16 protein-coding genes are annotated in these 19,444 nt (G+C 73.2%); 11 read left to right on the forward strand and 5 right to left on the reverse strand.

Features of this window, described 5'->3' with window-relative positions; all coding sequences use genetic code 11:
- Positions 1-179 precede the first annotated feature (179 nt).
- The 10 genes from mltG to PATMI_RS0117710 all read left to right on the forward strand — a co-directional run bounded on the left by mltG (position 180) and on the right by PATMI_RS0117710 (position 13,268).
- The gene (mltG, locus tag PATMI_RS38565; RefSeq protein WP_026911830.1) at positions 180-2,243 is read left to right on the forward strand and encodes an endolytic transglycosylase MltG; all 2,064 of its coding nucleotides are present in this window, start codon (positions 180-182) and stop codon (positions 2,241-2,243) included.
- Complete coding sequence (locus tag PATMI_RS0117665; protein ID WP_036726065.1) at positions 2,240-3,079, forward strand: shikimate dehydrogenase family protein; 840 nt, start codon at positions 2,240-2,242, stop codon at positions 3,077-3,079. Before mltG ends, PATMI_RS0117665 begins: the two co-directional genes overlap by 4 nt.
- A gap of 195 nt (positions 3,080-3,274) precedes the next feature.
- The gene (locus PATMI_RS0117670; protein WP_157260830.1) at positions 3,275-5,068 is read left to right on the forward strand and encodes a GspE/PulE family protein; all 1,794 of its coding nucleotides are present in this window, start codon (positions 3,275-3,277) and stop codon (positions 5,066-5,068) included.
- Between the two features lie 167 nt (positions 5,069-5,235).
- Positions 5,236-6,372, forward strand: coding sequence for a type IV pilus twitching motility protein PilT (locus PATMI_RS31260; RefSeq protein ID WP_084270042.1), 1,137 nt, complete (start codon positions 5,236-5,238; stop codon positions 6,370-6,372).
- A 21-nt stretch (positions 6,373-6,393) separates the two neighbouring features.
- The gene (locus PATMI_RS0117680; protein ID WP_026911833.1) at positions 6,394-7,602 is read left to right on the forward strand and encodes a type II secretion system F family protein; all 1,209 of its coding nucleotides are present in this window, start codon (positions 6,394-6,396) and stop codon (positions 7,600-7,602) included.
- Between the two features lie 195 nt (positions 7,603-7,797).
- On the forward strand, positions 7,798-8,853 hold the full coding sequence (locus PATMI_RS0117685) for an Atu2307/SP_0267 family LLM class monooxygenase (RefSeq protein WP_026911834.1): 1,056 nt from the start codon (positions 7,798-7,800) through the stop codon (positions 8,851-8,853).
- Between the two features lie 409 nt (positions 8,854-9,262).
- The gene (locus PATMI_RS0117695) at positions 9,263-10,165 is read left to right on the forward strand and encodes an ABC transporter substrate-binding protein (RefSeq protein ID WP_026911835.1); all 903 of its coding nucleotides are present in this window, start codon (positions 9,263-9,265) and stop codon (positions 10,163-10,165) included.
- A 5-nt stretch (positions 10,166-10,170) separates the two neighbouring features.
- Entirely contained in the window at positions 10,171-11,112 is a 942-nt protein-coding gene (locus PATMI_RS31265; protein WP_036726067.1) for an amino acid ABC transporter permease, read from the forward strand.
- Complete coding sequence (locus PATMI_RS0117705; protein ID WP_026911836.1) at positions 11,109-11,885, forward strand: ATP-binding cassette domain-containing protein; 777 nt, start codon at positions 11,109-11,111, stop codon at positions 11,883-11,885. Before PATMI_RS31265 ends, PATMI_RS0117705 begins: the two co-directional genes overlap by 4 nt.
- A gap of 177 nt (positions 11,886-12,062) precedes the next feature.
- On the forward strand, positions 12,063-13,268 hold the full coding sequence (locus tag PATMI_RS0117710; RefSeq protein WP_026911837.1) for a hypothetical protein: 1,206 nt from the start codon (positions 12,063-12,065) through the stop codon (positions 13,266-13,268).
- A 24-nt stretch (positions 13,269-13,292) separates the two neighbouring features.
- Here the strand turns inward: PATMI_RS0117710 and PATMI_RS0117715 are convergent, their stop codons facing one another.
- The 3 genes from PATMI_RS0117715 to gluQRS all read right to left on the reverse strand — a co-directional run bounded on the left by PATMI_RS0117715 (position 13,293) and on the right by gluQRS (position 16,048).
- Positions 13,293-14,462 (reverse strand): ribonuclease D, encoded by a 1,170-nt coding sequence (locus PATMI_RS0117715; RefSeq protein WP_036726070.1) that lies wholly within the window; start codon positions 14,460-14,462, stop codon positions 13,293-13,295.
- A gap of 55 nt (positions 14,463-14,517) precedes the next feature.
- On the reverse strand, positions 14,518-15,033 hold the full coding sequence (locus tag PATMI_RS0117720; protein WP_026911839.1) for a hypothetical protein: 516 nt from the start codon (positions 15,031-15,033) through the stop codon (positions 14,518-14,520).
- An 85-nt stretch (positions 15,034-15,118) separates the two neighbouring features.
- Complete coding sequence (gluQRS, locus tag PATMI_RS0117725) at positions 15,119-16,048, reverse strand: tRNA glutamyl-Q(34) synthetase GluQRS (protein ID WP_026911840.1); 930 nt, start codon at positions 16,046-16,048, stop codon at positions 15,119-15,121.
- A 133-nt stretch (positions 16,049-16,181) separates the two neighbouring features.
- Here gluQRS and PATMI_RS34950 point away from each other — a divergent pair, with 133 nt between their 5' ends.
- Positions 16,182-16,670: a hypothetical protein gene (locus PATMI_RS34950; RefSeq protein ID WP_051471969.1), complete on the forward strand. Its 489-nt coding sequence runs from the start codon at positions 16,182-16,184 to the stop codon at positions 16,668-16,670.
- A 45-nt stretch (positions 16,671-16,715) separates the two neighbouring features.
- Here the strand turns inward: PATMI_RS34950 and PATMI_RS0117740 are convergent, their stop codons facing one another.
- Positions 16,716-17,210 (reverse strand): hypothetical protein, encoded by a 495-nt coding sequence (locus PATMI_RS0117740; RefSeq protein WP_026911842.1) that lies wholly within the window; start codon positions 17,208-17,210, stop codon positions 16,716-16,718.
- Between the two features lie 55 nt (positions 17,211-17,265).
- Positions 17,266-19,437: a hypothetical protein gene (locus tag PATMI_RS0117745; protein WP_026911843.1), complete on the reverse strand. Its 2,172-nt coding sequence runs from the start codon at positions 19,435-19,437 to the stop codon at positions 17,266-17,268.
- Positions 19,438-19,444 lie beyond the last annotated feature (7 nt).

Raw genomic sequence — 19,444 nt, forward strand, 5'->3', positions numbered from 1 at the left:
TCGGGGTCCGGCCGATCGTGCCCGTCGTGGGCGATCTCGCGGAGAGCACCGCGCGCACGCGCCGTGCGTCGTGTCGACCCCGTGCACCGCAAGTCCGCGCCCGCAGGGCGATCGGTCGCGCACGCGTCAGGCTCCTCGACTAGCGTTCCCGCGATGCCGACGTCGGACGGGACCCAGCGGTGAGTCCTCGCGGAAAGCGCGGGGGCGGGGCGCGGTCGGAGGACGACCGCCAGCGGGCGCGCCTCGAGCGCGAGCAGCGGCGCGCCCAACGCGAGGGCCGACCGGTCCCGCGCAGCATCGACGACCTGCCCGTCGCCGAGCCGTCCCTCGGCCTCGGGGGCGCGCAGGACACGGCGCGACCAGGCGCCCCGGAGACGGCCGCGACCGGCGATCGCACGACGCCCGAGAGCCCCGAGGACGCGGCGGCCGTCGGACGTCGCGAGCGCCTCGCGGCCCTGCGCGAAGGGACCGAGACGGGCCCGACCCGCTCCGGCGACCGTCCGGACCCGGTCACCGACGCCCGTCCCGCCGCCGCGACGGGCCCGGCGGCCGACGACCGCGGCGCCGCAGCCCGCCCGGAGCCGGACGCGCGCCCCGCGGCCGGTCCGCCGCCGAGCACCGACCCGCGCCCGGCCGGCGACACCGTCCGCCGCGCCTCGGCGCCCCGCGACCCGGCGGCCGGACGGTCCGACGCCGACGGGCAGCCCGCGGCGCGCCGTTCCGCACCCGCACCCGACCTCGCGCCGGCGGGCACCCGCGGGCCCTGGTGGTCGCAGGGCGCCGCCGGCCCGCCGCCCCCGCCGCCGCAGGAGGCGCCCGAGCGCCCGACGACCTCCGGCGCGCGGCCCTCGGCACCCGACGCTCCGACGGACCGGCCCGCCCGGGCGTCCGCCGCCCAGGAGACCCGCCCGAACCCCGCGGGCCCGCGCATCGGGCCGCCCGGCACCGGTGCACCGCCGCAGCGGCAGGACCCCGACGACTGGTTCGGCACGGACGACGGGCACGACGACCACGCCGACCACGCCGACCACGCCGATCACGACGACGACCAGACGCCGATCGGCACGATCGACGCCGCCACCCGGAACACGCTGCCCGAGTCGCCGAAGAAGCGCCGGTTCCGGCGCGACCGCGACGCGTCCCCCGCCAGCGTCCACGTCCGCAAGGCGCCCGCGCGCCGTGGCGTCTCCCGGATCGCGGCGATCGTCGTCCTCGTCCCGTTCGTCCTGGTGCTCGCGGCGGTCGTGTTCCTCTTCCAGCCGTTCCACGGCGAGGGCGAGGGCGAGATCCGCGTGCGGATCAAGCCCGGGTCCTCGGTCGACGACATCGGCAAGCTGCTGAAGGAGAAGGGCGTCGTCAGCAACTCGCTGGCGTTCGCGATCCGCGCGCGGATCTCCGGCGACGGCGGCAACCTCAAGGCGGGCGTGCTGCGCCTGAAGCGGGACATGTCCTACGGCGCGGCGCTGAAGGCGCTCCAGCAGGACCCGCTGCCGCCGTCGGTCGTCCGCGTTTCGATCCCCGAGGGCCTGTCGCGGAGCGAGATCGCCTCGTCGATCAAGAAGGCGGGCGTCTCCGGCAGCTACCTGACGGCGAGCGCCAGGTCGAAGGGCTTCAACCCCCGGACGTACGGCCAGCCGCGCAGCCGCAAGGGCCTCGAGGGCTTCCTGTACCCGGCGACGTACGAGCTCCAGCGCGGGGGCGCCACGTCGGCCGCACTGGTCGCGGAGCAGCTGAAGGCGTTCGAGGAGAACTTCTCGAAGGTCTCGATGCGGCGCGCCAAGCGGGCGAACCTCTCCGACTACGACGTGCTGATCATCGCGTCGATGGTCGAGCGCGAGGTCCGGGTCCCGTCCGAGCGGAAGATCGTGGCGTCGGTGATCTACAACCGGCTCAAGAACGACATGCCGCTCGGGATCGACGCGACGACGCGCTACGCGCTCAAGAACTGGGACACGCCGCTGAAGAACTCGGATTTCGACCCGAACGACCCGTACGACACCCGGCGCCGCAAGGGCCTCCCGCCGACCCCGATCGGGTCGCCGGGCCTGGCGTCGATCAAGGCCGCCGCCAACCCGGCCTCGACCTCGTACATCTACTACGTGGTCAAGCCGTGCGGCGGCGGGCGTCACAGCTTCAGCACCAACAACGCCGAGTTCCAGAAGGACGACGCGGCGTACAAGGCCGCACAGCAGCGCGCCGGGGGCGACCCGTCGGCGAAGGACGCGAAGGGCTGCAGGTCTTGACCGAAGCCCCGTCGCCGGCGGCCGCGGGCCTCGACCCGGCCCGCCCGTGGCGCCTCGGCGTCTTCGGCTGGCCGGTCGCCCACAGCCGTTCGCCCGCGATGCACGGCGCGGCGCTCCGCGCGCTCGGCCTCGCGCACTGGACGTACGGGGCGCTGCCGGTCCCGCCGGAGCACGTCGCCGCCGCGTTCGCCGCGCTGCCGGACTCCGGGTTCGCCGGCGCGAACGTGACGATCCCGCACAAGCACGAGGCCCTCGCCGCCGCCGACGTGGCCACCCCGGCCGCCGCGGAGATCGGTGCTGCGAACATGCTCACGGTGCTCGGCGACGGGACGATCGAGGCGGACAACACCGACGCACCGGGCCTGATCGACGTGCTGGGCGAGCCGGCCGCCGGGCGCACCGCGCTGATCCTCGGCGCCGGCGGCAGCTCCCGCGCGTGCGCGTGGGCGCTGCGCGAGGCCGGTTGCTCCCGCGTCGCCGTCTGGAACCGCACCGCCGGGCGCGCCGTGGAGCTGGCCCACGACCTCGGCGTCGACGCGGTCGACGCCCCGTTCGACGCCGACCTGCTGGTCAACTGCACCGCGGTCGGGCTCCACGACCCGGAGGAGACGTTCGAGCGCCTGCCGGTCCGGGCCGCGGACCTCGGCGTCCACCGCGTCGTCGTCGACCTGGTCTACCGCGCCGGCGGCACACCGCTCCTGCACGCCGCGGCGGACGCCGGTGCGCGGACCGTCGACGGCCTCGCGATCCTCGTCGCCCAGGGCGCCCGGAGCCTGGAGCGCTGGACCGGACGGCCCGCGCCGCGGGACGTCATGGACGACGCCGTGCGCACCTGATCCGGCCGCCCGGCGGCCGGTCGGGGCGCCCGGCTCCTCGCCCGGGGGCCTCCGGCACCACCGCCCGTCCACCCCGACCCCGCGGCTCCACCGGCCCGGGCCTCACGATCCGTCCAGGCGGCGACGACGGCGTCCCGCTCGTCCGTGCGTCGATTCGTCCAGGGGTGGAGGTTCGCCCGGATCTGGCCGATACTCGTGAAGACCGTGTTGGACCAGCCGTCACTAGGAGCCGAGGAGGGCACCGTCGAGCATGCCCATCCGGGTGGCCTCGACGGCGAGATGCTGCCCCTGGAGCGGGCGCTGTCCTCCCCGCGCCTCGAGCTCGCCGGCATGCCGCTGACCGAGATCCTCGTCGCCCGCGGCGCCGAGCCCCAGGGGGTCCGCGACGCCGTCGCCGCCGCCCGCGACCGCGAGCTGCCGCTGGACCGCGCCGTCGTGGAGCTCGGCGTGGCCACCGGGGACGGGGTCGCCCGCGCCCTCGCGGACCGCTACGGGCTCGACCACCTCGACCTCGCCCACACCCAGCCCGACGCCTCGGTCACCGGGATCCTCTCCGCCGACGACGCGCGCACCTACCAGGCGGTCCCGGTCGCCCGTCTCGGCCACGAGCTCGTCATCGCGATCGCCGACCCCAGCAACATGCTGATCGCCGAGGACCTCGCGATGCTGACGCGCGGGGCCGTGCGGCTGGCGGTCGCCGCGCGCGAGGACGTGCAGGTGCGCCTCGCGTCGCTGACGCACCTCGACGAGGCCGTCAAGCGCGCCACGCCGGACGCGCCGACCGACACCGGCGGCCAGGACGACGCGATCGACGTCCGCTCCGGCACGGAGGACGCGCCGGTCATCAACCTCGTCAACACGGTGCTCGCCCAGGCGATCGAGCGGCGCGCCTCCGACGTCCACTTCTCGCCGCTCGAGCACGGGATGCGGGTCCGCTTCCGCATCGACGGCGTCCTGACGGAGACCGCCACGGTCCCCAAGGCGCTCGTCCCGGGGCTCGTCAGCCGCCTGAAGGTCATGGCGGACCTCGACATCGCCGAGCGCCGGCGCTCGCAGGACGGCCGCGTCAGCATCACCATCGACGGCCGCGGCGTCGACCTGCGCGCCGTGACCCTGCCGTCGGTGCACGGCGAGGCCGTGATCCTCCGCATCCTCGACCGCGCCGACGGCGTGATCACGCTCGACCGCCTCGGCATGGGGATCGAGGACCGCAGCCGCTTCGAGGCCGCGTTCACGAAGCCCTACGGCGCGATCCTCGCGACCGGGCCGACCGGCTCGGGCAAGAGCACGTCGCTCTACGCCGCCCTGCAGCGGCTGAACACCGCCGACCGCCACATCGTCACGATCGAGGACCCGGTCGAGCGCCAGCTCGACGGCGTCACCCAGGTCCAGGTCAACACCCGGGCCGGCGTGTCGTTCGCCAACGGCCTGCGCTCGATGATGCGTGCCGACCCCGACGTGATCATGGTCGGCGAGATCCGCGACGCCGAGACCGCGAAGATCGCCGTCGAGTCCGCGCTCACCGGCCACCTCGTCCTCTCGACGCTCCACACGAACGACGCCCCGACGGCCGTCACCCGCCTGCTCGAGATGGGCGTCGAGCCGTTCCTCGTCGCCTCCGCGATCGACTGCGTCGTCGCCCAGCGCCTCGCGCGGTCGCTCTGCGAGACCTGCAAGCGCCCCGTCCGGATGCCGGCCGAGCTCGTGCGGCAGCAGGGCTTCGTGGTCGACGACGACGTCGACGTCTTCGAGGCCGTCGGGTGCGGCCGCTGCGGCGACACCGGCTACCGCGGCCGCATCGGGCTCTACGAGGTGATGGTCGTCGACGAGGAGATGCGCTCGATGATCGTCGAGCGCGCCCCGATCGATCGCATCACCGCCCGCGCGGTCGCGACCGGGATGGCCCGGCTGCGCGACGACGGCCTGCGCAAGGTCCTGAGCGGCCGGACCTCGTTCGCCGAGGTCACGCGCGTCACCGGCGACGCGTAGCCGGGACCGGGGCCCGCCCCGAGCGTCCGGGTCCGAAGTCCGCGGGACCCGGAGCGCGAAGGGTGCGAGCACGGTCCACGCGCGCCGTCCATCGCGGTCCACCGTTCGTCCACCGGACGGCGTCCACCTCACCGCGGAGCGCCGCGCGGGCCGATCGGTGGAGGGACATGGCCCCCCAGTTCCACGATCTCGTCCAGGCGATGATCGCCCACGAAGCATCCGACCTCCACCTGACGGCGGAGAGCCCCCCGATGATCCGGGTGCGTGGTTCGCTGATGCCGGTCCCGAAGTCCGAGGTCCTGGACACGGTCGCCTGCCGGGAGCTGGTGTACGGCCTGTTGAGCACGCCGCAGCGGCAGAAGCTGGAGACCGACCGCCAGGTCGACTTCGCCTACCCGATCCCGGGCGTGGCCCGCTTCCGCGTCAACGCGTTCCAGCAGCGCGGCGCGACCGGCGCGGCACTGCGCCTGATCCCCGACCGCATCCGGACGCTCGCCGAGCTCGGGCTGCCCGAGGTCATCGGCGGCCTCACCGAGAAGCCCCGCGGACTCGTCCTCGTCACGGGCCCGACGGGCTCGGGCAAGTCGACGACGCTCGCCGCGATGATCGACAAGATCAACCTCGAGCGCCACGACCACATCCTCACCATCGAGGACCCGATCGAGGTGCTGCACCCGCACAAGGGCTGCATCGTCAACCAGCGCGAGCTGGGCACCGACGCGCAGAGCTTCGCCATGGCCCTGAAGGCCGCGCTGCGTCAGGACCCGGACGTGATCCTCGTCGGCGAGATGCGCGACATCGAGACGATGGGCACCGCCCTGACCGCCGCGGAGACCGGCCACCTCGTCTTCGCGACCCTGCACACGCAGGACGCCCCGCAGACGGTCGACCGCATCATCGACTCGTTCCCGGCCGGCCAGCAGAACCAGGTCCGCATGCAACTGGCCTCCGCGCTCCAGGGGGTGCTCTGCCAGCAGATCCTCCCGACCGCCGACGGCACCGGCCGGCTCTGCGCGATGGAGATCATGATCCCGACCGCCGCGATCCGGAACCTGATCCGCGAGGGCAAGACCCACCAGATCCGCTCGTCGATCCAGACCGGGCAGCGCTACGGCATGCAGACGCTCGAGACCTCGCTCGTCGAGCTCGTCCAGAGCGGCCGGCTGGACCGCTCCGTCGCCGAGCAGCGGGCCAACGAGGTCGGCGACCTGCGCCGCCTGCTGGACAACGCGGGGGAGACGCCGCGCCCGATGTCGCCCGCCCTCGACCCCGCCCAGCAGCAGCCGCAGCTGGCGGCGATGTAGCCCCCGGAGGACCCCCGCCTCATGAGCACCTACTCCTACCTCGCCCTCGAGCCCGCCGGGACGCGCGCCAAGGGCGAGCTCGACGGCGACAACGCCGACGCCGTCTCCGACCTGCTGCGCCAGCGGGGCATGATCCCGCTCTCGGTCGACCTCAAGCGTGCGGCCTGGAACTTCGAGATCAAGATCATGGAGCGCGTCAAGGCGCGCGACATGGTCGTCTTCTCGCGCCAGTTCTCGACGATGATCTCGTCCGGCATGACGGTGCTCCGCGCGCTGTCGGTGCTCGAGCTGCAGACCGAGAACGACAAGTTCAAGGAGGTGCTGGCCCAGGTCCGCACCGACGTCGAGGGGGGCGCGTCCCTCTCCGAGGCGATGGAGCAGCACCCGCGCGTCTTCAGCCGCCTGTTCGTCGCCCTGGTCCACGCCGGCGAGATCGGCGGCATCCTCGAGGACGCGCTCGAGCGCGCCGCGGACCAGCTCGAGAAGGACGACAAGCTCCGCCGCGCCGTCAGGAGCGCGATGGTCTACCCGAGCGTCGTGATCTCGTTCGCGCTGATCGTCGTCCTCGCCCTCGTCGCCTTCCTCGTGCCGGTCTTCGTCGGCGTCCTGAACGACTTCAACGGCAAGCTGCCGGCGATCACGAAGATCACGGTGGCGATGAGCGACGCCGTCACCGGCTACTGGTGGGCGGGGATCCTGATCGTCGCGGCCACGGTCTTCTCCGTCCGGCGCTACGTGCGGACGGAGCAGGGCCGCCGCAACAAGGACAAGCTGTTCCTCAAGCTCCCCGTGAAGATCGGCACGATCGTCCAGAAGGTCGCGATCGCCCGCTGGTCCCGCACCTTCGGCACGCTCGCCGCGGCCGGCGTGCCGCTGCTCCACGCCGTCGAGATCACGGGTCGCACCTCGGGCAACACCGTCATCGAGGACGCCATGACCGAGGTCGCCGAGAGCATCCGGCGGGGCGGCACGATCGCGGCGCCGCTGCGCGAGGCGCCGGTGTTCCCGCCGATGGTGTCCCACATGGTCGGCGTCGGCGAGGAGACCGGCGACCTCGACGCGATGCTGTCGAAGGTCGCCGACTTCTACGAGGACGAGGTCGACGCCGCGGTCAAGGCCCTGATGTCGATCCTCGAGCCGCTCCTGATCGTCGTCATCGGCGGCGCGGTCGGCTTCATCGTGATCTCCATGTACCTGCCGCTGTTCGCGGTCTACGACTCCATCAAGTAGCCACGGGCCGGGGGACCGGCCACGCGGGGATGGGCACCGACGGGGCCGCGCGACGCGCGGCCCCGCTCGTCGTCGGGCCGGCCCTCCGTCGACGCCCGCAATAAGCGGACCACGGTCCGAATAGCGCGCTGATGTGCCATGATGACCGCAGGCGCCGGGCACCAGCCCCGGCCTCGCATCCCGCAGGAGCTCGTCATGGAACTCGGAATCGCCACCTTCGCCGACGTCGGGCGCGACCCGTCCACCGGGCAGCTGGTGACCCCGGAGCAGCGCCTGGCCGATCTCCTGGAGGAGGCCGAGCTGGCCGAGCAGGTCGGGCTCGACGTGTTCGGCCTCGGCGAGCACCACCGGCCCGACTACGCGGTCTCCGCTCCCGCCGTGGCGCTCGCGGCCATCGCCGCCCGCACCGAGCGGATCCGGCTCACCAGCGCGGTCACGGTCCTGTCGTCCGACGATCCGGTGCGGGTGTTCCAGCAGTTCGCCACCGTCGACCTGCTGTCGCACGGGCGGGCGGAGATCATGGCCGGCCGTGGCAGCTTCACCGAGTCGTTCCCGCTCTTCGGCCAGGACCTGAAGGACTACGACGACCTCTACGAGGAGAAGCTCGGCCTGCTGCTGGAGCTGCGGGGGAGCGAGAAGGTGACCTGGTCGGGCACGCATCGCGCGCCGCTGAACGATGCCGGCGTCTACCCGCGCCCGGTCCAGGATCCGCTGCCCGTCTGGGTCGCCGTCGGCGGCACGCCGCAGTCGGTCGCCCGGGCGGGACTCCTCGACCTCCCGCTGACGATCGCGATCCTCTCCGGGACCTTCGAGCGCTACGTGCCGCTGGTCGACCTGTACAAGCGGGCGCGGGACCACGCCGGTCTGGACCCCGAGGGTGGCCGGGTCGCGATCAACACCCACACGTGGGTCGCGCCGGACTCGAAGCAGGCGGCCGACGAGTTCTGGCCCGCCTACGCGCCGATGATGAACCGGGTCGGACGGGAGCGCGGCTGGCCGCCGATGACCCGCGAGGCGTTCGACCAGCAGCGGTCCGGACTCAACGCGCTGGGCGTGGGCTCGACGGAGGAGCTCACCGCCAAGATCCTGCACGCGCACGAGCTCTTCGGCAACGACCGCTACATGGGTCAGTTCGCCCTCGGTGCGATGACCCATCGGAAGGTCCTCGAGGCGATCGAGCTCTTCGGCACCGAGGTCGCCCCGGCGGTCCGGGCCGAGGTCGCACGGCGCGAGGCGCCGGCCGCGGTCTGAGGCCCCCTGGCGATCGCTCCGCGCGTCCGGCCGCCCGCCATCGGCCCGCGGCGGGGCGTCCAGAGGGCCGTTCGGACGGACATTCGATGGGTGTTCACGGCGCCGTCGGGCGGGTATCGCTGTACACCCGGAATCGCTGTCCCAGCGGGCGATTCCGGCGCATCGGGTGGACGACCTGACGGAGGTTGCGGATCTGCACCAGACGGGTTGCCGGGTGTCGTGGGCGGGCTCCGGCCGCCGGTCGTGGACGGTGCTCCAGAGGGAGCACGCTGGGCACGCGACGATCGCCGAGATGGATGCCAACGGCGTGTGAACGTCGCCTACGATCCACCCGATCGGCGGGGCGACGGTCGCCGGACGAGATGTCCGCGGCCTTCCTCAGCGGCCCGCCCGAACCCAAGGAGATCCGGTGCGCACACCGACACTCGGGGCCCTCGCCTCGACCGCCGTCCTAGCCCTCGCCATGACGGGCTGTGGGAGCAGCGACGACGACACGACGACGAGCACGAGCGAGCCCGCGAAGACCGAGACGAAGGTCAACACCGAGGCCGTGGCGCTGCTGCCGGCCGAGGTCAAGTCCAAGGGCACGCTGACGGTCGCGGCCGACGCGTCGTACGCCCCCAACGAGTTCTTCGACAAGGACGGGAAGACCATCATCGGTCTCGACCCCGACCTCGCGAAGGGCCTCGGCGAGGCCCTCGGCCTGAAGCTGGAGGTCAAGAACGCCGGCTTCGACGGCATCATCGCGGGCCTCCAGTCGGGCAAGTACGACCTCGGCATGTCGTCCTTCACCGACACGAAGGAGCGCGAGAAGGTCGTCAACTTCGTCACCTACCTGCGTGCCGGCACGTCGTTCTTCACGAAGGCCCAGGGCGGCCCGGAGGTCACCGACCTCGCGAGCCTCTGCGGCCTGAAGGTCGCCGTCGAGAAGGGCACCACGCAGGAGACCGACGCGCAGGCGCAGGCGAAGAAGTGCGGCGGGAAGAAGCTCGAGCTGTCGTCGCTGCCCGACCAGAGCGCCGCGAACCTCGCGCTCTCCAGCGGCCGCGCCCAGGTCAGCATGGCCGACTCTCCGGTCGCCGACTACCAGGTGAAGATCGCGGGCGGGCAGTTCAAGATCGCCGGTCAGCCCTACGGCACCGCCCCGTACGGCATCGCCGTGCCGAAGAAGCTCGGTGACCTGACCAAGGCGCTGCAGGCGGCGCTGAAGGGCATGATCGCCGACGGCTCGTACCAGAAGATCCTCGACAAGTGGGGTCTCGAGAAGAGCGCGGCGATCACCGATCCGGTCATCAACGGCGCCGAGAGCTAGGCCCGGTGGCCACGAGCCCCACGTCCCCCGCGTCCGACGCGGGGGACATCAAGGCGGTCCCGGTCCGGCACTACGGCCGGTGGCTGTTCGCGCTGATCGTCCTGGTCTTCGTCGCGTCCCTGCTGTCGTCCGCGATCCGCAACGACAACTTCAAGTGGGACGTCGTCGGCGACTACCTGTTCGCCGACCGCGTGCTGCGCGGTCTCTGGCTGACGATCTGGCTCTCGACGGTGGCGGTGGTCCTGGGCATCGCGCTGGGGACGCTCCTCGCGGTCATGCGGCTGTCGGACAACCCGGTGCTGCGCTGGGTCTCGCTGGCCTACATCTGGTTCTTCCGCGGGACCCCGGTCTACGTGCAGCTCCTGGGGTGGAGCTTCATCGGGGCGCTGTACTCGACGATCAGCTTCGGCGTGCCCTTCGGCGGTCCGGTGCTGGTCAGCGCGAACGGCAACGACCTGATCACCCCGATCACGGCCGCGATCCTCGGTCTCGGCCTGAACCTCGCGGCCTACCAGGCGGAGATCGTCCGAGCCGGGTTGCTGTCCGTCGACGAGGGGCAGGTCGAGTCGGCCAAGGCCCTCGGCATGACCGGGGCGCAGTCGATGCGGCGGATCGTCCTGCCACAGGCGATGCGGGTGATCATCCCGCCGACGGGGAACCAGGCGATCGACATGCTGAAGACCAGCTCGCTGGTCGCCACGATCGGCGTCGCCGACCTCCTCTACAGCGTCCAGCTGATCTACGCGCAGAACTACCAGCAGGTGCCGCTGCTGGTGGCGGCATGCATCTGGTACCTCCTCATGACCTCCATCCTGTCGATCGGCCAGTACTACCTCGAGCGGCACTACGCGGCCGGCAACGTGCGCGAGCTCCCGCCGACGCCGCTCCAGCGGGCGAGGGCACGAGCTGCGTCCGTGCGCTTCGGCGGACCGGGGAACCCGGGATGAACGCCGCGAGCGGCACGCCGATGGTCGAGGCGTTGAACGTGCACAAGCGCTTCGGCCTCAACGAGGTGCTGAAGGGCATCGACATGACGGTGCAGCCCGGCGAGGTCGTCTGCCTGCTGGGGCCGTCCGGCTCCGGCAAGTCGACGTTCCTGCGCTGCATCAACCACCTCGAGACGATCCACCGGGGGCGCATCTCCGTCGACGGCGCGCTCGTCGGCTACCGCGAGAAGAACGGCCGGCTGCACGAGCTGCCGGAGAAGGACGCCGTCCGGCAGCGCGCCGAGATCGGGATGGTCTTCCAGCGGTTCAACCTGTTCGCGCACAAGACCGCGCTGCAGAACATCGTCGAGGCGCCGGTGCTCGTGAAGGGCGTCGCGAAGAAGGACGCCGAGGCGCGCGCGGGCGAGCTGCTCACGCGGGTCGGCCTGGGCGACCGCGGCGGGGCGTACCCGTCGCAGCTGTCGGGCGGCCAGCAGCAGCGCGTGGCGATCGCCCGCGCACTGGCGATGGATCCGAAGCTCATGCTGTTCGACGAGCCGACGTCCGCGCTGGACCCCGAGCTCGTGGGCGACGTCCTCGACGTCATGCGCGACCTCGCGAAGGCCGGCATGACGATGGTCGTGGTCACGCACGAGATCGGGTTCGCCCGCGAGGTGGGGGACCGCGTCGTCTTCATGGACGGCGGGGTGGTCGTCGAGGAGGGCCCGCCCTCGCAGGTGCTCGACGCCCCGCGCGAGGAGCGCACGAAGGCCTTCCTCTCGAAGGTCCTCTGAGCAGCGGCCGGGTCCCGCCCCGGGCGTCTCGGGGGCCGGGCGCGTCGGACCGCGGCCGGGACCGGGGCACCCGGGAGGGACGGTCGGGCGGTCGGTGACGACCGCCCGACCGTCTACGCTGCTGGCAGTGCTCGCGCACGCGGGCACGTAGGTCGTTCGGTCCCTCCGGGAGGTCCCATGCGTCACGACCCGATCAACGCCACCAGCGGCTCCGCGCCGCCGAGGGGCAAGAGCGACCGGCGCCCGCGCCGTGCGGCCACGCGCCCGCCGACGCCGCTGGATCTCGGGATCCCGGTGGCGGCCACGGAGGACCAGGGCGAGCTCCTCGCCGCTGAGGTCATGGATCCGGAGCGCACCGAGCCGATCGTCTGCCTGTCGACCCGCGCGGGGGAGGACCGTCCCGCGTTCGACCACCACCGCGTGCGCAAGGAGGTCGGCCGCGACGCGATCATCCGCGCGGTCCGCACCGGTCCTGCCAGCCGCTTCCTCTCTGCCCTCCTGCCCACGCAGCTCGGCGTGTTCGGCGGCGCGGCGCGGATCTGGTGGCCCGGCGTCGACGACGACTCCGACCCGCGCGATCACCCGCTGGTCCTCGACCGCATGGGCCGCTACGGCCCGCGGGCGCTCGAGGTCCTGGGGGAGCGCTTCAACGAGGGCCCGCCGACCGGCCCGTCCAAGCGGCCCCCGATCGCGCCGAAGCACGGCGGCAAGCTCGTCGCGCTCCCCGGCGGGGCGGAGCGCGAGCGCCGGGCGGAGTCCCAGCACTGGACCCCACCGGCGTCGCCGGACCGCGATCAGCAGCTCCTCCTCGGGGCCCTCGACACGGCCCGCGACGAGATCCGGACGCTACGCGAGAAGCTGGCCGAGCTCCGCCTGGACGCGATGACCCCGGGCGACCGCAACGCCGCGATCGCGCGTCGCAGGGCGACGGAGGTCCCCGAGCAGGCGACGCCCCCGTCCGTCCGCGTCGACCAGCTGGCCCAGCTCGCGATCCCGGAGGCCGTGCACCGGGACCGCGTGCGCGCCCACCACCTGGAGATCGTCGCCGCGTGGCTCGCCCGCGACCACGACGCCGGCCGTCGCGACCGCCCGCTCGGGCCGTTCGCGATCGGTGCCGACTACCTGGAGTCCGTCGACCGCAACCGCGGTCGCGTGTCGCCGGAGGCCCTGGCCGCCGTCGCGGCGCGCATCGCGTCGGGCAAGCAGGGGGAGGCCGACGACCTCGACGTCGGCGCATGGACGACGGACGCCGGCGATCAGGAGCTCCGCGCCGAGGACGGGTCGCCCTGCTGGTCCTGTGCGGTCCCCGGGGTCGACGGCGGGCTGCGGCTGCGCTGGTGGACCCGCGAGGACGGCGCGGTCGAGCTGCGCGACCTGGTCTGAGGGGCCGGGGTCGGCCGCCGGGCGTCAGCGCTCGGCGGTCACCGTCCGGTCCGGGCCGACCCGCAGCGTCAGCTCGCCGTTGAGCAGCGCGAAGATGTCCTTGCCGACGACGTCGCCGCGCCAGCCGGTGAGCGTCCGGATCTGGGGCTGGTCGGTGCCGTCGCGCCACGCGGCGATGATGCGCTGGAGGTCGGAGCGGTTGGCGAGCAGCTCGTAGGCGAGCTCCTCCTGCTTCGCGCGCGTCCGGACCAGCGTCTCCGTCAGCGCGACGAGCTCGGGGTCGACCGGGTCCTGGCGGACCGGGCGCTCCCGCTCGACGGGGATCGGCTCGTAGTCGCGGCCCTCGGCGATCGCGCGCAGCAGGCGGTCGCCGCGGCGGTGCAGCGTCGCCTCGGTGACGCCGCGGATCTGCTGGAGCCGCTCGCGGTCCCGCGGGCGGCGCTTGGCGAGCTCCACGAGCGTCTGGTCCTGGAGCACGGTGGAGGGCGGACGGTCGGCCTTCGACGCCTCCTCCTCGCGCCACTCCAGGAGCCGGAAGGCGACGGCGCGCTGGGCGGGGTCGAGGCCGTCGATCCGCGGCAGCCGGGGGAACAGGAGCTCCGGCTCGCGGCTGTCGCTGACGTCCTCGAGGACGCGGCACTCCTCCAGCGCCCAGTCGAGGCGGCCGAGGTCGACCAGGCGGTTCTGGATCGCGACCGAGAGCTGGAGGATGTGCTGGACGTCCTCCGCGGCGTACCGCTTCTGCTCGTCGCTCAGCGGCCGCTGCTCCCACCGCGTGAAGCTGGCGGACTTCTCGAGCTTGACCTTCAGGACCTCGCGCAGCAGGGCGTCGTAGCCCATCTGCGACCGCAGGCCCGCGAAGCCGGCGGCGAGCTGGGTGTCGAAGACCCCGCGGACCTCGGTCTCCCACGTGCGCTTGAGCAGCGCGACGTCCTGCCGGCCCGCGTGGAAGACGATCTCGATCGCCGGATCGGCCAGGACCTCGGCCAGCGGCGCGGGATCGAACTCGTCGGCGATCGGGTCGAGCAGCTCGATCCGGATGCCGCCGCTGGGGGTGTCGACGGCCACCTGCGCCAGGCAGAGCAGCGGGCGGTAGCGGCCCTCGCCGACGAACTCGGTGTCGATGCCCAGCCGTCCGTACTGGCGAGCGGCCTCGGCGAGTTCGCGGACGACGGTGTCGGTGGAGCGCGGCACAGGTGGGAGGGAGCCTATCCCCGTGGGGCGACGGTCCGCCCGCCGTCCGGGGGACTCAGCGCCTCCGCGGCCGGCGGGACCCGGGCCGCCCTGCGCGGCGAGCGCCCGAATGTGGATGGGCTCCCGGCTCCGGCGCGGGCTTCCGGGGGGCGTGGGGGTCTTCCCGGGCCGCGGGAGACGGCGTGGCAGGCGCGGACGTGGCCGATGCGGCGTGCGCCGGGGCCGGTCCGATCGGGGCGGGCCCCGCGGCGACGGACCCGGGGAGCGGCCCGCGCGGCAGGATGTCGCCCGCCCGCTCGGCCTCGTCGAGCAGGTCCTCGGACGCCTCGTCGGGCCACACGCCGTACTTCTGCATGAAGGTCCGGGCGCCGAGCTCGTCGTCGCGGTCCCGCTCGCCGCGCAGGCCCATGCGGTGGATCTTGTTCGACACGACCACGCCGAGCCCGCCGCCGAGCATCAGCGCCGCGCCCTCGAGCCCGATGATGTCGGGGCTGATCACGACCATCGCCAGGCCGACGGCGAAGATCAGCGCCGGCAGCCAGAAGCGGACGATCTTGACCGGCGTGAACACGTACCCGAGTGTCCCACGCGGACGGTCCGGGCCGACCACGCGGGCGGCGGGGGGCAGGCGAGCGGCCCGGCGACCGGGTCCCGGGTCAGACGAGCGGCCCGGCGACCGGGTCCCAGCGCAGCGGCACGACACCGCGGAGGTGGTCCACCTCGAACCGCGCGACGAGCTCCTCGGGGGACGGACGGTCGCCGGGCCCGCACAGCCCGAGACTCGCGGCGAGCTGGGACCGCACGGCGACCGCGTCCTCGCCGAGCGCGGCCCGGTCGGCCAGCGTGACCGCCCCGTCGCGCTTGGCCAGTCGTCGGCCGTCGGGGCCGAGCACGAGCGGGACGTGCAGGTACGTCGGGGGCGCGTGCCCGAGTGCCTCGGCCAGCCAGGCCTGCCGCGGGGCGCTCGTGGCCAGGTCGTCCCCGCGGACGACCTCCCCGACGTCCTGCCAGGCGTCGTCGACGACGACCGCCAGGTTGTAGGCGAAGCCTCCGTCCCCCCGGCGCACGACGAAGTCGTCGACGACGGCCGAGAGCTCGCCCAGGACCGCGTCATGGGCGGACTGACGGACACCCTCGGCGCGCACCCGCAGCGCGGCGGGTCGGCCGCGCTCCTCGTGCGCCGCGCGTGCGGCGGCGTCGAGGTGGGCGCAGGTCCCCGGGTACGCGCCCTCCGGTGCGTCGGCGTGTGGCGCCCCGGCGGCCTCGCGGATCTCGGCGCGGGTGCACCAGCACGGGTAGACGAGGCCGAGGTCCGCGAGGCGCCGGACGGCGTCCGCGTAGGCGTCGTCGCGGTCGGACTGCCGGACGATCTCGCCGTCCGAGTCGATCCCGAGGGCCGCCAGGTCCCGGAGCTGCGACGCCTCGTGCTCCGGCCGGCTGCGCCCGCGGTCGAGGTCCTCGACCCGCATGAGGAACCGGCCACCGGTGCTGCGCGCGCGGAGCCACGCGACGAGCGCGGTGCGGAGGTTCCCGAGGTGCAGCGGCCCGCTCGGACTCGGGGCGAACCGGCCGTCGTGGTGGGCCATGCGGGCAGGGTAGCGACGGTCGCCCGGCGGCCGTGCGGCCGGTGCGACGGGCGGTGCCTGCGCGGCGACCATCCGTCCGCCGGTACCACGGCGCTACGCAGAGCCCTTCCGCGCGTGCGTATCCTCGGCCCCGATGGAGTCCAGCCAGTTCAGCAAGCGCGGGGCGAAGGCCCGCGGTCTCGACGAGGGGTCGGCGGACGCCCCTGCGGTCGACGAGGCGCACCGCGAGTGCTGGGTCTGCCGCAGCACCGGCAAGCTGATCTCCGGCGCCGACGGCGAGCCGCACGAGGTCGTCTGTCCCTGGTGCGAGGGCACCAAGCTCACGATCCCGGCGCACGACGCCCAGCTGAAGCCGTCCGAGACCCCCCGCGAGAAGACCCCGGAAGAGGTCGAGGCCGCGAAGGAGCGCGCGAAGGCGATGCTCGCCAAGCGCGGGGCGGCGAAGAAGTCGGCCGACGCCAAGGCCGCGGGCACGAAGCCCGCCGCGAAGAAGCGCGCGCCCGCCAAGAAGGCCGGCGCGAAGAAGTCGACGCGCAAGCCGGCGGCGAAGAAGGACGTCCCGCCGGCGAACGCGCCGATCCCGCGTCCGATGACGCGCAAGACCGTCAAGTCCGACGGCTGACGGGCCGACCGGCGGCCCGGGGGGCCGACCGCCGCCCCGGCTCCCTCAGAACGCGGCGCCGACCGCGGGCCCCTGCGCCGCGGTCGCGGGCGCCGTCTCCGGCGTCGACGGCTTCTCGGGCGCGGGCTCGGCCGGCTGCTCCCCGGCGGGCAGCGCGGGCTTGACGACGAGCTCGCCGATGCTCGTGCCGGAGTCCTCGAGCTTGAGCGGGAAGCGCCCCGCGGTGATCGCGGTGACGATGACCGGCGTGGGCACGTTCGCGGCGATCGACTCGTCGAGCCCGAACGCCTCGAGCGTCAGGGTGTCGAGCTCGGGGATCGTCACGTTCAGCGTCACGGTGTCGCCGACACGCATCTCGATCGGCTTCTTCGCGGGCACGTCCGCTTCCAGCTCCTTCGACGGCGCCGTCGAAGGCGGGGTGGCCCGCGTCGTCGTCGTACGACCCCGCTCGACCCGGTCGTTGGTGGCCGCGAGGCCGGCGACGAGCGCGAGCAGCGCGACCATCGCGGTGGCGACGACGAGGAGACGGAGGGGCTGCATCACCCTGCATCATGGCGCACCGCCACCCGAGCGGGTGGCGGTGCGGCCGGTGGACTCAGGTGCCGGGAACCCCGGTCGGCGGCACGGACCGGAACGTGCCGCTGACGACCGTCGTGCTGTCGCTGACCGGCGCCTTGGCCTTCGCGATCTCCGTCGCGTCGCGGATCACCAACGGCGGGCTGTTGCTCAACGTCGCCCCGAGGGCGTTGACGACGGCGTTGAGGGTCCCCGTGGTGCCGAGCAGCTGCGAGATCAGCGATTGGTCGTTGGCCGGGTTGACGAGTGACAGGACCGTCGTGCTCGACACCTTCGTCCAGGCGCTGCAGATGAACAGGAGGCACGAGCGGGTGTACTTCTCGTAGCCCACGGGCGTCGTGCCACCGACGCCGAGGAAGCTGGTGAGCGATGACGGCGCGAGCGCCTTAAGCGTCCCCTGGAAGAGGCCGCAGGCCTGCGTCGTCGAGGTCGGCGGTGCGCCGGAGGGGACCGCACTGCCGGTCGGGACCAGCTGTTCTTGGTTGCCGGTGCCGACAGCGTTCAGGACGCCGGTCAACAGGTTCCCGACGAGGTTGGCCAGGGACGCCACGAGCCCGTTCGCCGCGCCGCTGCTGCAGAGCGTCGAGTCGAGATTCTGCAGCAGCGCTCCGGTGACCGACGAGTTGGTGCTGAGCGCGGTGGGGTAGAGCCCGACCTGGCCACCGGCACCGTCGGCCCAGACGGCCCCACGCACCTGCCCGCCGGCCTCCACGCGGACCACTTCGTGCCTCGAGTTCTTGGTGCCGTCGGTCGTCGAGCTGGTGGCCGCGCTCCGCGCGGTCGAGGAGCAGGAGTCGATCGACGCGTCACTCGCGGCCCCGGACGGGTCGCACTCCTCGAGGTTCGCGCCGTAGACGACGCCCTTGAACGTGCCGGTGACGCGCACGCCGCCGCGTGCGACCACGATGATCTTCGCCTGGTGGGTGCCGGAGAGCGTGCAGTACTGGCTCCCGGCGTTGGAATCGGTGTTCTTCCCGACGCGGTCGATGTAGATGATGGAGTTCGTACCGAGAGTGGACCACTCGGTGTCAGTCACGCAGGGCTGATCGGTGCCGGTGACGTTCTTCGTCCGGTTGTCGCCGTATCCGGGAGTCTGGCCGGCGGTCTTCAGCAGGTTCGCGGCGTCCCGGTAGGCCTGGACGGTGCGCGACGAGGTCATGCTCCAGGAATCGAGCGACGCGAAGCGGTCGAGGCCGAGCAGGCCGCTGACCGCGCCGAGACCGAGGCTCGACGTCGCCGAGCTGGCCCCGCCGAGCGTGCCGCCGAGGCAGAGGTCGAGGTTCGTCTGGTTCAGGTTGACGCTCTGACCGGACCCGAGCTTCACCCCGGTGAGGAGGCCGCACCGCAGGCCGATCTTGGCCGCGGACGGGCTGTTCGGCGCGACCGGATCGTCCGGCGAGTTCGTGACGACCGGCTTGGTCCCGAGGATCGTCGAGAGCAGGCTGCCGACGGACCCTGAGGTCGTGAGCCCGGACAGCGTGGTCGAGAGATCGGTCGACATCGATGCGGCACCGATCGCGTAGTCGGTCGGAGGCGTGTTGTCGCCGCCGCTCTGGCGGATCTTCTCGGCGGCAGCGCGGGACTTGGACACCGTTGCCGTGCCGCCGGCGTTCGTGCTGGACCGCAGGTTTCCCTGGGCGCGGAGCCACAGCGTCCGGAGCCCGGCCTGCTTGCCGGTCACCCCGGTCCGGGTCAGCATCGTGTCGGACCACCGGGTCTCGCCCCCGGTCAGGGTCGACGTGTTGTCGGTCGTGGGGCAGACGTTGACGGTGAACGTCGCGCGCTTGCCGCCCTTGACGATGTACTCGGTCGCCTGCGTCGTGTCGTCGCTCTGGCGGTCGCGGAACGACGCACGGACGGCGTTCTCGACCGCGACGGCCACGGGGTCGGTGCCCGCGGCGGACGCGCCGGTCAGGGAGCCGTTGTAGGTGCTGCACCCTGCGGTACGCCAGCGTGCGTTCCCGCTGTCGGACGCCAGGACGTTCGCCGTCGCGCTGAGTGCGCCTTCGGCGAGGGCCTCGGTCGCATCCGCCTCGCGGTTCTCCTGCGCGCCGGCGGTCTGCCGGTCGACGAGAGCGAGCGCGACGAACGCGAGGGCGAGCCCGAGGGCGAGCATCGCCATGACGGGCACCATCACGAAGCCGGCGTCGTTCGCGGGGCGCCGGCGGGGGCTGGACGTGCGGGAGATCATGGGGAGA

It is taken from the genome of Patulibacter minatonensis DSM 18081 (genome assembly GCF_000519325.1).
Classification (GTDB): Bacteria; Actinomycetota; Thermoleophilia; order Solirubrobacterales; family Solirubrobacteraceae; genus Patulibacter; species Patulibacter minatonensis.